Below are 13,275 nucleotides of genomic sequence, written 5' to 3' on the forward strand. Positions count from 1 at the left end.
GCCCCGGCCGGGCACTCGGCAGGCCCGGGAACGACGACGCGCGGAGGTGAGTTCACATGCCCGGGCGAGAGGAACTTCCGTCGACCCTGGTGCGCTCCGCCGAGGAGGCGCAGCGCACCTGGATCAAGGCGCACGACTCGGCCGTGGAACAGTACGGCGAGGGCGAGCGCGCGCACCGGGTGGCCTTCGGGGCGCTGAAGCACACCCACGAGAAGGTCGGCGACCACTGGGAACGCAAGGAGGGCGGCCGCAAGGCCCCGTCGGACCCGCGGTCGGCCCGGCCCCGGCAGCAGGGCGGCCGCAGCGGCGAGGGCGTCGACGAGCGTGCCTCGAAGGAGCACCTGTACGACCTCGCGAAGCGGCTGGGCGTCGAGGGGCGCTCGCGCATGTCGAAGGCGGAGCTGCTGGACGCCGTCCGCAAGGAGAACCGGTCGAAGACCCGGTCCGCACGGTCGGGGTGAGCAGGTTCATGGTGAGGACCAGGGGTACTCGCGTGCCATGACTAGCGCATGGATGGAGATGGCCGCGGGCCGCGGGGCCCTCGGCATCGGGCTGATCGTGGCGGGTGTGGTGGTCGTGGCCCTGCTGCTGGGGGCCTTCGTCCTCGGCGTTCGCGTCAAGCGCAGGGAGCTGCCCACGCCGCGGCCCGACGAGCAGCCGCGGCTGCCCGAGGGCGGTCCGGTCCGGGAGACGAGTGAGCGCCGGGAGCCCGAGGAGGTGCCCAGAAGCCAGGACCGTCTGACGCCGCACGAGCTGAAGGCGCACGGCAACCAGAGCGACCGCAGGAGCCCGACCCAGGAGCGTCCCCGCTGGAACGAGGGCAGCAGCGGATCGTTCGGCAGCGGCGGCCCGGGCGGCCGCTGATCCCCGTTCCCCGCGGCACTCCGCTCCGTGGCCGGGTCGTACGTGAACCCGTCGTACGTGAACACGTCGTACACGCCGTACACAGGGAAGTGAGAACCATGGCCGATCCCGCCCGCAACACCCTGCCGCTGCCGGACTACGACCATCTGCCGATCGGCGGTCTGGAGAGCCGTGTGCGGTCGCTGTCCGCGGACGAGGTGGAGGAACTGCTGGCGTACGAGCGGTCGCACGCCGACCGGCTGGCGGTGACCGAGCTGCTGGGGTCCCGTCTCGAGCAGTTGCGCGAGGGCGCGGAGCCGACGTCCGGCGATCCGGGCGCCCTGCGTCCCGAGACGGGTGAGGGGCACGGAGGCTCTCCGGTGTCGCCCGCCACGTCCCCGCAGCCGTTCAGCCCGCCGCCGCACGGCACGCCCGATCAGCGGGGCAAGCCGAAGGGTGACCGCACGTAGACGTCACCTCCGGACAGAAGGGCCCGTGCCTGTGCACGGGCCCTTTCGCGGTGCCGGCGGTGCCGGCGGTGCCGTGGGACAGCCTTCGGCCCTCGGTGAGACGCCTCCGAAACATTCCCTTCACTCAGGAAGTATTTAGGGGTAACGACAGCTGCCTACCGTGCCTGCCTTGTCAGTCCCCAACCCGCAAGGAGGCGCGGCATGAGCACCGAGCCACGACTGGCCGAGGTCGCCGAGCCGGAACCCGCGCAGAAGGCAGCGCCGGGCGCCGACCAGGCCGTCAAGGAGACCCTCGAGGACTACACGCTCCGCTTCGCGCCGCGCAGTTACCGGCGCTGGACCCCGATGGTGGTGGCGACGACCGCGCTCGGCGGCATCGCCTACATGGCCGACTTCTCCATCGGGGCCGGCATCGGTCTGGCCCACGGGACCGGCAACGCGCTGCTCGCGATCGCCGTCGCCGCCGTCGTCATCTTCGTGACCGGCTTCCCGCTGGCCTACTACGGGGCCCGCTACAACATCGACCTGGACCTGATCACGCGCGGCTCGGGCTTCGGCTACTTCGGCTCGGTCCTCACCAGCGTCATCTTCGCCAGCTTCACCTTCATCTTCTTCGCCCTCGAAGGCTCGATCATGGCGCAGGGCCTGAAGCTGGGCCTCGGACTGCCGCTGTGGCTGGGCTACTTGGTGTCCACGCTCATGGTGATCCCGCTGGTCATCTACGGCATGACGGCACTGAGCAAGCTCCAGGTGTGGACGACGCCGATCTGGCTGCTGCTGATGGTCGGCCCGCTGGTGTACCTGGTCGCCACCGACCCGGGGACCGTCCACCGCTTCCTCGCCTACGCGGGCACGGACGGGGACGGCGGCGTCAACACCGCCTCCGTGCTGCTGGGCGCGGGCGTGTGTCTGTCGCTGATCGCGCAGATCGGCGAGCAGATCGACTATCTGCGCTTCATGCCGCCCAAGACCGAGGCGAACAAGCGGAGTTGGTGGACGGCCGTGGTGATGGCCGGCCCGGGCTGGGTGGTGCTGGGCGCGCTGAAGCAGGCCATCGGCGTGTTCCTCGCGGTCTACATCATCGCCGAGGTCGGTCCCACCGCCGCACCCGAGCCGATCCAGCAGTTCAAGCACGCCTTCGACGCGATGATGCCGTCCTGGATCGTCGTGCCGCTGGCCGTGGCCCTGGTCGTGATCAGCCAGATCAAGATCAACGTGACGAACGCGTACTCCGGCTCCCTCGCCTGGACCAACTCCTTCACCCGCGTCACCAAGCGCTACCCGGGCCGGATGGTCTTCGTCCTGGTCAACCTGGGCTTCGCGCTCGCCCTGATGGAGGCCGACATGTTCAGCTTCCTCAACAGCATCCTGGGCTTCTACTCGAACTGCGCGATCGCCTGGGTGGTCACCGTGGCCACCGACATCGGCATCAACAAGTACGTGCTGAAGCTGTCCCCGCACGCGCCCGAGTTCCGCCGCGGCATGCTCTACGCCGTCAACCCGGTCGGGGTCGTCGCCTTCGTCGCCGCCTCCGCCCTGTCCATCGCCATGTACTTCCACGCGCTGGGCGACACGCTCCAGCCGTACTCCCCGGTCGCCGCCGCCGTCATCGCGTTCGTCCTCACCCCGCTGATGGCCGTGGTCACCAAGGGCAGGTACTACCTGCGCCGCACCGACGACGGCATCGCCGAGCCGCTCCTGGACGAGGACGGCAACCCCAGCGCCGTCACCTACGAGTGCCACGTGTGCCGCCAGCAGTTCGAGCGGCCGGACGTGGCCGCCTGCCGGACGCACGACGCCGTCGTCTGCTCGCTCTGCCTGAGCACCGACAAGGTCGGCGACCACGTCCTGCCGGAGGCGCCCGCCGTCGTCTGACACCCGTGGGGCGGAAGGCGCGAGACGCTTCCGCCCCACGGCACACACAACGCCTCGCGCACCGGGACCGTACCGAAGGGCGGGACAGGGCGCGCGACCTCTCGTACCGGGCGGCATACTGATCTTGCCTTGCGCAGTGATCAGACCAATGGCCGGAGAGGAGATGACGGGACGTGACCACCGAAGGGCCGGACGGCGGACGGGGAACGCCCGACGAGCCGGACGGCACTCCCCCGGTCCCGGACGACGTGTGGCTGAGGTTCCTGACGGACAGCGAACACGCCATACGCGCCTCCGCACCCAGGGAGCCCTCCGCGAGGGAGCGGGCGGCGGGACGCCGGCTCCAACCCCCGTACGCCGTCGGTGACCTGTGGCAGCCGGAGGACCTGTGGGTTCGCGTGGCCTGGCGCGACCTGGACCGCCGTGCCAAGGTCCGGCGCGTGGGACGGGTCGTCGCCACCGCCGCCGCCATGGCTCTGGCGCTGGGAGCGTGGTCCCAGTTGTCCGCCGGCGCGGGCACGGGCACCCGGCCGGGGACGGGCACCGTGCGGCAGGTGGAGGGGGCGACCGCGAGGCTGCCCACGGCCACTCCCTTCCCGTCCGGATCCGCTGTCCCGGTGCCCTCCAGGTAGCACACACATGACGGGTGCGGTCCCGCCCGGCCGCCTAGGATGAGCCCACAGGCCGGATCTGGGCGCTGGTCCGGGCGCGGCCCCCGCAGGCGAGTCATCAGGAGCACGCACGCCGACGGAAGGGGGACAGACATGAGCGCGCCACGCCTCAGCAGTACGCCGTTGCCGGGCATCGGTGTCCGCTACGACCTGACGACCCGGGACAGCCGCCGGCTGTCCGTGGTCGCCCACCGCGACGGCCACCGGACCATCAGCGCCTACCGCAAGGACGACCCGGACGCCTGCGACCTGTCGGTGCGTCTGACGGCGGAGGAGGCGGCGACGCTGATCGACGCGCTGATGCCCGCGCACCACACGCCGAACCTGCTGTCCACGACCGACCTGGGGCTCGTCGCCGAGCGGATCGAACTGTCCGGCTCCTCGCACTGGAACGGCCGGCTGCTGGGCGAGACCCGGATCCGCACCGACACCGGCGCGTCCATCGTCGCGGTGCTGCGCCGGGCCGAGGCGATACCCTCCCCCACGCCGGACTTCCGGCTCGCCGGCGGTGACACCCTCATCGTCATCGGGACCCGCGAGGGCGTGGAGGCAGCCGCCGCGATACTCGGGCGGGAGTGACCCGCCATGCACTCCTCCGCGGTCTTCCTGATCGAGTTCGGCTGCCTCATCCTCGGGCTCGGGCTGCTCGGCCGCCTCGCCGGGCGCTTCAGCTTCTCGCCGATCCCTCTCTACCTGCTGGCCGGGCTCGCCTTCGGCGAGGGCGGACTGCTGCCGCTGGTCGCCAGCGAGGACTTCGTCGCCATCGGCGCCGAGATCGGCGTCATCCTGCTGCTGCTCATGCTGGGCCTCGAGTACACGGCCACGGACCTCGTCTCCAACCTCAAGACCCACTACCCGGCCGGGGTCGTCGACGCAGTCCTCAACGCCCTGCCCGGTGCGGTGCTCGCGCTGCTGCTCGGCTGGGGCCCGGTCGCCGCCGTCGTGCTGGCCGGTGTCACCTGGGTCTCCTCCTCCGGCGTCATCGCCAAGGTCCTGGGGAGCTGGGGCGCCTAGGCAACCGCGAGACCCCGGCCATCCTGAGCATCCTGGTCCTCGAGGACCTTTCCATGGCGGTCTACCTGCCGATCGTCACCGCCCTGCTGGCCGGGGTGGGCCTGGCCGCGGGCGCCGTCACACTGGCCATCGCCCTGGGCGTGGCCACGCTCGTGCTCGTCCTCGCGGTGCGCTACGGCCGCCATGTCTCCCGCTTCGTCTCCAGCGACGACCCGAGAAACTGCTGCTGGTGGTGCTCGGCGTGACCCTGGTGGTCGCCGGGCTCGCGCAACAACTCCAGGTGTCCGCGGCCGTGGGCGCCTTCCTGGTGGGCATCGCGCTGTCCGGCGAGGTCGCCGAGGGCGCGACGAGCCTGCTCGCGCCACTGCGGGACCTGTTCGCCGCGGTGTTCTTCGTCTTCTTCGGCCTGCACACCGACCCCGCCAGCATCCCGCCCGTGCTGCTGCCCGCCCTCGCCCTGGCGGCCGTCACCACCGCGACGAAGATCGCCACCGGCTACTGGGCCGCGCGCCGCGCCGGGATCGGACCCAAGGGCCGCTGGCGCGCCGGCGGCACACTCGTGGCCCGCGGCGAGTTCTCCATCGTCATCGCCGGGCTCGCCGTCACGGCCGGCATCGAGCCGTCCCTCGGCCCACTGGCCACGGCGTACGTCCTCATCCTGGTCCTCCTCGGCCCTCTGACCGCCCGCTACACCGAACCAGTGGCCACCGCCCTGACCGCGCGACTGCGCCGGCGGAGCGCCACGTCCCGCGGGGCGACGGCACCTGCTCCTGCGGGCACCCACGAGACCATCGACGACCAGGACACCGTCGGCCGCACCTGACCATCAGGCATGTCCGGGCCCACAGGGGGACGCCCCGGCCCACGGGGCATGCCTGCTTCAGCCCGTCTTCCAGCCCCGCCGTGTGTCGATCCGTTCCCATTCCGCGTCCCACTGCGCCATGCGCCGGCGGTCCAGGGACAGCCGCGTCAGCCAGGCGGCGCCCAGTACCGCCCCGCCCGCGAGGGCTCCCGCCAGCCCGCCGCCCATGGTCGTGTGCAGCCAGGCCTCGCCCTCGGACACCGGTGGGGTCGTGATGTCACCAGTCCTGTTCACCCACACGGGGATCGTGCTCCCGGCGGGGGTCCTGGGCGGCACCCGCGCCTCGTCCGTGTGGGTCGAGCCGTCCGGCGCGATCCACCGCACCTTGGCCCACACCCGGTGGTCGCTCGCCGCGCGGGCCGGTGACGGGCCCGGCGCGTCCTCGACGGCGACCGCCGAGACCTGACGGGTCTCGGCCCGTTGCCGCTCGACGGCCCGCTCGACAGCGCCCGCCGCCATCAGGCCCGCGCCCACACCGCCGAGCAGGGCGAACACCCACCCGGCGAGCACGACCCAGGCTTCGACGACGTCGATACGCCGCTTGAGCGCGTTGCGCCGCCACCGCCACCACCGCACGGTCACACGCTCTGACGTTCCCATCGGCCGACACCCCCTCGGTGAGCACCGGCAGCACCCTTCCAGTGTGCGCCTGAACCGTGCCTCTGTCGGCGTGTAGCTCAGCCGTAAGACGCGGCGATCCGTACCCGGTCGCTCTCGTCACCGGACAGGAAGGACGCCAGCGCTCGCCCTTCCTCGGCGACGGAGCCGCGGTCAGCCCGGGAGAAGCGGCGCAACGGGGTGACCAGGACGGTGTCCGCCTCGACGGTCCAGGTGGCGGCGACCCGGCCGTCGACCAGGACGACGCGGGCGCCTTCGACCGACAGACCGCGGTGGGCGTCGTCGATGATCCGGCCGCGGTCGTGGTAGCCGAGGATCGCGTTGTCGAAAGCCGGCAGGAACCGCACCGGCGCGGGGTGCCGGGGTCGGGTCGCGGCGCGTCGGGAGGTCCAGCAGTTCCCGGCCGCGCTCGTCGCGGAAGGCGACCAGTTCCTCGCGCAGGGCGGAGACCGCGGCCGGCAGTCCCGCCAGGCCGCACCAGGCGCGCAGGTCGGCCGAGGCGGCGGGTCCGAACGCGGCCAGGTAACGCCGTACCAGCGTCTGCCCCACGGGGTCGGAGTCGTCCGGGACCGGTGGGTCGACCTCGCGCCCCAGCCAGGAGGAGACCAGGGCGTAGCGCACTCCCGCCGTCGTGCGCCACAGTCCGCGCGGCGGCAGCTGCACCATCGGGAGCAGACCGGCGACCAGCATTTCGCCCAGTGGCCGGGGCCCCGCCGCCGGCCAGCGGCCGGCGACGGCTCGCGCGAGGTCGCCCATCGAGCGGGGTTCGCCGTCGGCCATGACCTCCCGCCCCGCCGCCGCGAGTTCGCCGAGGTTCACGCCCTCCAGCTCGCGGCGGTACGTCCCGAGCACCCGCCGGCGCAGCATCGCGTCGTGGCGGGTCCGCCAGGCGATGAGATCGTCGGCGGTGACGAGGTGGACGGTGCGGCGCATGAGATGGGTCCGCACCACGCGCCGCCCGGTCAGCAGGTCCGACAGCACCGTCGGCTCGAACGCCCGCAGCCGGGACCAGAGCCCGGTGAACGGTTTCCTGCGGTTCCTGCGCCTGCAGGCCGCACAGGTGCGCGACGGCGTCGAGCACCGGCAGGTCGGCTCGGTCGAGGAGCAACTGCCGCGCGAGGGTGGCGCGGTTGAGCGCCCGGGCGTCGAGAACGGTCAACGGAGCACCTCGGCCTTCGAGTCGTGTGCCGACCCGTGGTTCGAGAGATCCGGGCGGCTTGCCCGATCACCGTGACACGCGATGCGGTCAGGTCGTGACCGCGTCCGGCGTCATCGAACGCCGACACTGTGTGGTTGACACCTTTTTGCGTCGGCCCCATACGATCCAGGGCACCGCGTTGAGGGACGCGGCGAGCGTGATGACGCCCGAGTCGGGCTCCGGTTCCGTATCCGCGCCGTGCTTCCCTCCTTGGAGAGCCTTCCGATGGTCTCGCCGTCCGACCTCACCTCATCCCTGCGCGCATCTGCTCCTGCGTCTACGCCGGCCGCACGCTGAGTTGGGGCTACGTATGGATCTTCCGGTCCACTCCCCTGCTGGTGCAGCTGCTGTCTGGTTCAACATCGGCGCCCTCTACCCGACGCTCGGCCTCGGCATCCCGTTCGGCCCGCAGTTCGTCACCGTCAAGACGGTGAACCTGGCGATGCGCTCCATCGTGCCGACCGCGGGCAACATGCTGATCGGCCCCCTGAAGGGCACGAGCATCGTCAGCGTGCTGGCCGTGCACGACCTGCTGTACTCGGCGCAGTTGGTCTACAACCAGACCTACCAGGTCATCCCGCTGCTGATGGTCGCCACCCTCTGGTACATCGCCGTCACCACTGTGCTCGGTGTAGGGCAGTGCTATGCCGAGCGCCACTACGCGCGGGGCGCCGCTCGGGCTCTGCCGCCCACACCGGTCCAGCGACTGGCCGCGGCGGGGCGGGCACCGTTGGCCGGTTATCGCCGTTCCCTTCATTCCCTACGTTCCCTATAGAATTACTAGGGAAACATGGGCGGCGCCCAGCGGCGCCGCACAGGATGATGTGCGCGCCTCACACATCAACATGAGGAGGCCTCTGCCATGGGCGTTGCCCCTGCGCCGTCCGGCTCCGACGCGGAGTCCGACCGGACCGGGCCCGGGAACGCGCACTGGCTGCGCGTGGCCCGCGAGACCGCGGACGATCTGGCCACGGACGCGGTGGCCAGGGACCAGGCGGGCAAGCCCCCCTTCGACGAGGTGTCCCGGCTGCGCGAGTCGGGACTGCTGACGCTCCTCGTACCGGCCGGGCTCGGGGGCGGCGGCGCGGACTGGCCCACGGCGTACGCGGTGGTCCGGGAGATCGCCGCGGCCGACGGCGCGATAGGCCAACTGCTCGGCTGTCACTACTTCATGTCGTGGAGCGCCCGGTTCTTCACCGAGCCCGCTCCCGCCGCTCGGCTGGAGCGGCGGTCCGCGGCGGAGCAGTGGTGTTGGGGCGGCGGTCTGGCGCGTCAGGAACCGGCTCTGACACTCGCCAGGGACAGGCAGGGGCATGTGCTGACCGGTCGTCAGAGCTTTGCCGCCGGTGTCCTGGTCGCCGACCGCCTCGCTGTGCGGGCGGTGCGGGCCGACACCGGCGAACCACTCGCCGTGGTGGTCGATCCCGCCCTTCCGGGCGTGGTGATCGACGGCGACGCGGACCCTTTCGGGCAACGGCTCGCGGCCGGCGGGAGCGTGGAGTTCGACGCCGTGCCGATCGCCGCCGACGACGTGTTGGGCTCGCTGGCGGCGGACGAGGACGTTCTGTCGCCCCGGACCGCCCTGGTGTCGCCGGTCGGGCGTCTCCTTTCGGTGCAGCTCCGTCTCGGCATGGCGGAGGGAGTGCTCGCCGAGGCCCGTGAGTACAGCAGGACCGGCCAGTCCCACTGGCACCCGGACTGGCCGGTCGGCTCACCTCAGGACCCGCAGGTGCTGACCGCGTACGGGGAACTCACCGTGCTCACCCGCTCCGCGTCCGCCCTCGCCGATCAGGCACGGGAAGCCGTGCACGGCGGGCTGGCCCGTGGTGAGGACCTCGGCTACGACGAGTACGCGGAGATCTCCGTCCTCGTCGCCATGGCCGAAGCCGCCGCGTCCAGGGCCGCGCAGGAGTCCACCGCCCGTGCCCTCGACATCATCGGTGCCCGCTCCGCGTCCTCGCGGCTGGGCTTCGACCGCTTCTGGCGCAATGCCCGGACGCACACGCTGTACGAGCCCGTGGCCCACCGGCTCCGCGATGTCGGGGATTACTTCCTCAACGGTGCGCATCCTCCGTTCGTGCTCCCCGTCTGACCACGACCGGGCCGGCTCGGCGGCAATCGTGAACAGCGCGCTTCACTCTTGTGTCGGCTGCCCGATCGGCGTTGACCAGGCCAATTCCCGCTGGAAGCCTCATTTCTGAGAGCAAAGTGCTTCGGCAACACGATCAGCCGGCACTGAAAGGACACACCCTCATGACCACCGGCACCCGCTTCGACATCCGCAGGATCGGCGGCCGTATCGGCGCCGAGATCCTCGGCGTGGATCTCTCCGGCGCCCTCGAACCCGCCCTCGTCTTTGAGATCAACTCCGCGCTCCTGGAGCACAAGGCGCTCGTCTTCCGCGACCAGCACCTCGACGACGCGGGCCAGCTCCGCTTCGCCTCCCTCTTCGGCGAGCTCACCACCGCCCATCCCACCGTGCCCTCCGTCGACGGGCAGCCCCGGATCCTGCCCGTCGACGCCGACGACGGCATCCGCGCCAACCAGTGGCACACGGACGTCACGTTCGTCCGTACGCCCCCGAAGGCGTCCACGCTGCGCAGCATCGTGGTCCCGCCCTACGGCGGCAACACCCTCATCGCCAACTCGGCCGCCGCGTACCGGGATCTGCCCGAGCCGCTGCGCGAGCTGGCGGACCGGTTGTGGGCCGTGCACCCAACGCCTACGACTACGCGGCGCCGAAGAGCGAAAAGGCGGCCGAGTACCGCAAGCGGTTCGTCTCGCGCAAGTACCGCACCGTCCACCCGGTCGTCCGGGTGCACCCCGAGACCGGGGAGCGGGGCCTGTTCATCGGCGGCTTCGCCCAGAGCATCGTCGGTCTCGGCCCGTCCGACTCCCGTGACCTGCTGCGCATCTTCCAGTCGTACGTCACCCGCCCGGAGAACATCGTGCGCGTGGCCTGGACGCCGGGCGACGTCGTCCTGTTCGACAACCGCATCACCCAGCACTACGCCCCCGACGACTACGGCGACCGGCCGCGTCTGCTGCACCGGGTAACGGTCGCGGGCGCGTCGGCGTGGACGGCACCCTCAGCCACGTCCTCGAAGGTGACGACGCCTCCCACTACACCCCGCCGTGGCGTGAGACGCGGCAGGGCTTCCGGAAGATCTGCGAGGTCAGGCGTCGGCGTCGACGCGCGGGAGGGGGTCGCCCGCGACGGTCCTGCCGGCGTCCGCCGACTCCTCGGAGAGCCGCTCCATGCCGCTGGTGTTCTTCAGCGGCTTCTCCTTGATGAACAGCACGGCGACCAGCGCGAGCGCCGCGAAGGGGTGGCCACGAGGAAGAGTTCGGCGGTGGCGACCCCGTAGGCGTGCTCCACTATCTCCCGCATCGGCGCCGGCAGGGCAGTCATGTCGGGCACTCCCCCGTGCCCGGCCTGGCCTCCGCCCTCGGCGGCACCGCCCGCGTCCTTCAGGCTCTTGGTCATCTCGGAGGCGACACGGTTGGCCAGGATCGCGCCGAGCACGCTGGTGCCGATGGTGCCGCCCATGCTGCGGAAGAAGGACAACACCGAGGTCGCAGCGCCCAGTTCGGCCGCCGGGACGTCGTTCTGCGCGGCCAGCACCAGGTTCTGCATCAGCATGCCGACACCGATACCCATGACCGCCATGTAGGCGCTGAGGAGACCGAAGTGGGTGTCGGCCCCGATTGTGGAGAGCAGTCCGAGACCCACGGTCATGGTGACGGCGCCCACGACGAGGTACACCTTCCACCGGCCGGTCGCGCTGATGATCTGCCCCGCGACAGTGGAGGAGACCAGCAGGCCCAGGATCATGGGCAGGCTCATCATGCCCGCGATCGTCGAAGACTTGCCGAGGGAGACCTGGAAGTACTGCGACAGGAAGACCGTTCCGCCGAACATGGCCACACCGACGAGGAGGCTGGCGACGGTGGTCAGCGCCACGGTGCGGTTGCGGAAGATACCGAGCGCAATGACCGGCTCGGCGACCTTCGCCTCGACGAGGACCGCGAGGACCAGCAGCACCACTCCCCCACCGGTCAGAGCGGCGGTCTGCCACGACGCCCAGTCGAACTCGTTCCCGGCGAGCGTGACCCAGATCAGCAGCGCGCAGACACCCGCGACGATCAGGAAGGCACCCAGGTAGTCGATCTTCGCCTCGCGGCGGACGGTGGGCAGGTGCAGCGTGCGCTGGAGCAGGGCGAAGGGCACGCCGATGAAGAAGCACCAGCGCCAGCCGAGCCACGAGGTGTCCACCAGGACGCCGCCGATCAGCGGACCGGCCACGGTGCCCACGGCGAACACGGCGCCGAAGATTCCCGCGTACTTGCCCAGCCTGCGCGGCGGGATGATCGCGGCCATCACGACCTGTGCCAGTGCCGTGAGACCGCCGGCACCGATGCCCTGGGCCACTCGGCTGAAGATGAGCAGCCCCACGTCGTTGGAGAAGCCCGCCAGCAGTGAGCCGACGACGAACAGGCCCAGCGAGAGCTGGAGCAGCAGCTTCTGGTTGTAGAGGTCGGACAGCTTGCCCCACAGCGGCACGGTCGCCGTCATGGCCAGCAGTTCGGCGGTGACGACCCAGGTGTAGGAGGACTGACTGGCCCCGAGGTCGGCGATGATCCGGGGCAGTGCGTTGGACACCACGGTGCCGGCCAGGATGGCGACGAACATGCCCGCCATCAGCCCTGACATGGCCTGGAGTATCTGCCGGTCGGACATGGAGGACGGTGACGCCTCTACGGGCGCCGCTGAAGAATTCACATCATCTCTTGCACGGTGCTGATGGCGGCTCGCGCGGCACACGACCGCGGGCGCGCGAACCGTCCGAGAACACGGGGCTCTTGGAAGGGGCCGAGACGGCGAGATGCGTCCCGGAGTGACGAGAGGCTGCCTACCGGTCCGCCGGGCCGGTGGGTCCCGCCGGTGACGGAGCCGGAAGCCCCGCTGCGAGATGCTCGAACGTCTCCCGGAAGACGTCCACGAAGGCGAGTTCGTCCTGCCGGACGCACCAGTGCTCGACGGCGACCCGGACGGCCGCGATGCCGGCAGCGGCGAGCAGACGCGGATAGAGGCCCAGCGCCCGCCTCCTTCGTTCGTCGTCCGGCGCCCCGAGCCCGGCGCGGTCCTCGTAGTACAGCGGCGAGCCTGCGCCGATGCGCTCGGCGATCGTTTCGGCCAGGGCGAGTTCATCCGCCATGTGGGCGCCGAGACTGCGTGCGAGCAGGTGCGGTGAGCGGCGCAGCACCTCCGAATGCAGGCGCCACAGCTCCTGCTGCTGCTCGATTTCCGCCAGTTCGCTCGCCATGGCGTCGCGCAGCGCCTCCATCGGGGACATCTCGGCGGGCGCCGCCAGTACGGCTTGCCGAACCCTCGCACTCGCGTCCGCGCCGATCATGACGAAGACGTCGTCACGGGAGTCGAAGTAGTTGAAGAACGTCCGCGCGGACACACCGGCCGCCTCGCTGATCGCGTCGACGGTGACGTTCTCCGCCCCGTGCTCCGCCGCCAGCCGCACCGCGGCCGCCACCAGGGCAGCGCGGGTCGCCCGCTTCTTGCGTTCCCGCAGCCCGACGCCCGCCGGGTTCCCCTCCGTCATGGTTGCATGGTACGCAAAGATGCAGACTCTGCAAAAAGACGGGGTTACTGACTGGGGATGCCGGGAACGCGGTGCGCTGAACGAACCCGAAGCGAGGCCGGTGCCG

9 protein-coding genes and 5 pseudogenes are annotated in these 13,275 nt (G+C 71.1%); 10 read left to right on the top strand and 4 right to left on the bottom strand.

Going from position 1 to position 13,275, the window contains the following annotated elements; genetic code table 11:
• The first annotated feature begins 56 nt into the window (after positions 1-56).
• The 7 genes and pseudogenes from PV963_RS02130 (at position 57) to PV963_RS02160 (ending at position 5,696) form a co-directional block, all read left to right on the top strand.
• Positions 57-461 (top strand): ChaB family protein, encoded by a 405-nt coding sequence (locus tag PV963_RS02130; RefSeq protein WP_274813885.1) that lies wholly within the window; start codon positions 57-59, stop codon positions 459-461.
• Positions 462-498: 37 nt separating this feature from the next.
• Positions 499-864, top strand: coding sequence for a DUF6479 family protein (locus PV963_RS02135; RefSeq protein WP_274813886.1), 366 nt, complete (start codon positions 499-501; stop codon positions 862-864).
• A gap of 98 nt (positions 865-962) precedes the next feature.
• Positions 963-1,313, top strand: a complete 351-nt coding sequence (locus PV963_RS02140; RefSeq protein WP_274813887.1) for a hypothetical protein — start codon at positions 963-965, stop codon at positions 1,311-1,313.
• 201 nt (positions 1,314-1,514) lie between these two features.
• A complete protein-coding gene (locus PV963_RS02145) occupies positions 1,515-3,188 on the top strand; it encodes a purine-cytosine permease family protein (RefSeq protein WP_274813888.1) in 1,674 nt (557 codons plus the stop codon).
• Positions 3,189-3,361: 173 nt separating this feature from the next.
• Entirely contained in the window at positions 3,362-3,820 is a 459-nt protein-coding gene (locus PV963_RS02150; protein ID WP_274813889.1) for a hypothetical protein, read from the top strand.
• 132 nt (positions 3,821-3,952) lie between these two features.
• Positions 3,953-4,438, top strand: coding sequence for a cation:proton antiporter regulatory subunit (locus tag PV963_RS02155; protein ID WP_274813890.1), 486 nt, complete (start codon positions 3,953-3,955; stop codon positions 4,436-4,438).
• A gap of 6 nt (positions 4,439-4,444) precedes the next feature.
• Positions 4,445-5,696: pseudogene (locus PV963_RS02160) on the top strand (cation:proton antiporter).
• Positions 5,697-5,753: 57 nt separating this feature from the next.
• Here the strand turns inward: PV963_RS02160 and PV963_RS02165 are convergent.
• Positions 5,754-6,335 (bottom strand): Rv1733c family protein, encoded by a 582-nt coding sequence (locus tag PV963_RS02165; protein ID WP_274813891.1) that lies wholly within the window; start codon positions 6,333-6,335, stop codon positions 5,754-5,756.
• A 77-nt stretch (positions 6,336-6,412) separates the two neighbouring features.
• Positions 6,413-7,512 (bottom strand): annotated as a pseudogene (locus PV963_RS02170) (winged helix DNA-binding domain-containing protein).
• A gap of 326 nt (positions 7,513-7,838) precedes the next feature.
• Between PV963_RS02170 and PV963_RS02175 the strand changes: the two are divergent.
• The 3 genes and pseudogenes from PV963_RS02175 to PV963_RS02185 form a co-directional block, all read left to right on the top strand.
• Positions 7,839-8,326: pseudogene (locus PV963_RS02175) on the top strand (amino acid ABC transporter permease); the annotation flags it as partial.
• 87 nt (positions 8,327-8,413) lie between these two features.
• A complete protein-coding gene (locus tag PV963_RS02180) occupies positions 8,414-9,643 on the top strand; it encodes an acyl-CoA dehydrogenase family protein (RefSeq protein WP_274813892.1) in 1,230 nt (409 codons plus the stop codon).
• A 161-nt stretch (positions 9,644-9,804) separates the two neighbouring features.
• Positions 9,805-10,684: pseudogene (locus PV963_RS02185) on the top strand (TauD/TfdA dioxygenase family protein); the annotation flags it as partial.
• A gap of 43 nt (positions 10,685-10,727) precedes the next feature.
• Here PV963_RS02185 and PV963_RS02190 read toward each other — a convergent pair.
• Together PV963_RS02190 and PV963_RS02195 are read right to left on the bottom strand one after the other, a co-directional pair.
• Positions 10,728-12,292 (bottom strand): annotated as a pseudogene (locus PV963_RS02190) (MDR family MFS transporter).
• A gap of 172 nt (positions 12,293-12,464) precedes the next feature.
• Entirely contained in the window at positions 12,465-13,169 is a 705-nt protein-coding gene (locus PV963_RS02195; RefSeq protein ID WP_274813893.1) for a TetR family transcriptional regulator, read from the bottom strand.
• Between the last annotated feature and the right edge of the window lie 106 nt (positions 13,170-13,275).

Origin of the sequence: Streptomyces coeruleorubidus (assembly GCF_028885415.1) — a bacterium.
Lineage (GTDB): Bacteria > Actinomycetota > Actinomycetes > Streptomycetales > Streptomycetaceae > Streptomyces > Streptomyces coeruleorubidus_A.

Bases quoted from the DNA above. Each gene is read 5' to 3' on its own strand.
- PV963_RS02180 (WP_274813892.1), top strand. From the start codon at position 8,414: ATGGGCGTTGCCCCTGCGCCGTCCGGCTCCGACGCGGAGTCCGACCGG.
- PV963_RS02145 (WP_274813888.1), top strand. From the start codon at position 1,515: ATGAGCACCGAGCCACGACTGGCCGAGGTCGCCGAGCCGGAACCCGCG.
- PV963_RS02130 (WP_274813885.1), top strand. From the start codon at position 57: ATGCCCGGGCGAGAGGAACTTCCGTCGACCCTGGTGCGCTCCGCCGAG.
- PV963_RS02155 (WP_274813890.1), top strand. From the start codon at position 3,953: ATGAGCGCGCCACGCCTCAGCAGTACGCCGTTGCCGGGCATCGGTGTC.
- PV963_RS02165 (WP_274813891.1), bottom strand. From the start codon at position 6,335: ATGGGAACGTCAGAGCGTGTGACCGTGCGGTGGTGGCGGTGGCGGCGC.
- PV963_RS02140 (WP_274813887.1), top strand. From the start codon at position 963: ATGGCCGATCCCGCCCGCAACACCCTGCCGCTGCCGGACTACGACCAT.
- PV963_RS02135 (WP_274813886.1), top strand. From the start codon at position 499: ATGACTAGCGCATGGATGGAGATGGCCGCGGGCCGCGGGGCCCTCGGC.
- PV963_RS02195 (WP_274813893.1), bottom strand. From the start codon at position 13,169: ATGACGGAGGGGAACCCGGCGGGCGTCGGGCTGCGGGAACGCAAGAAG.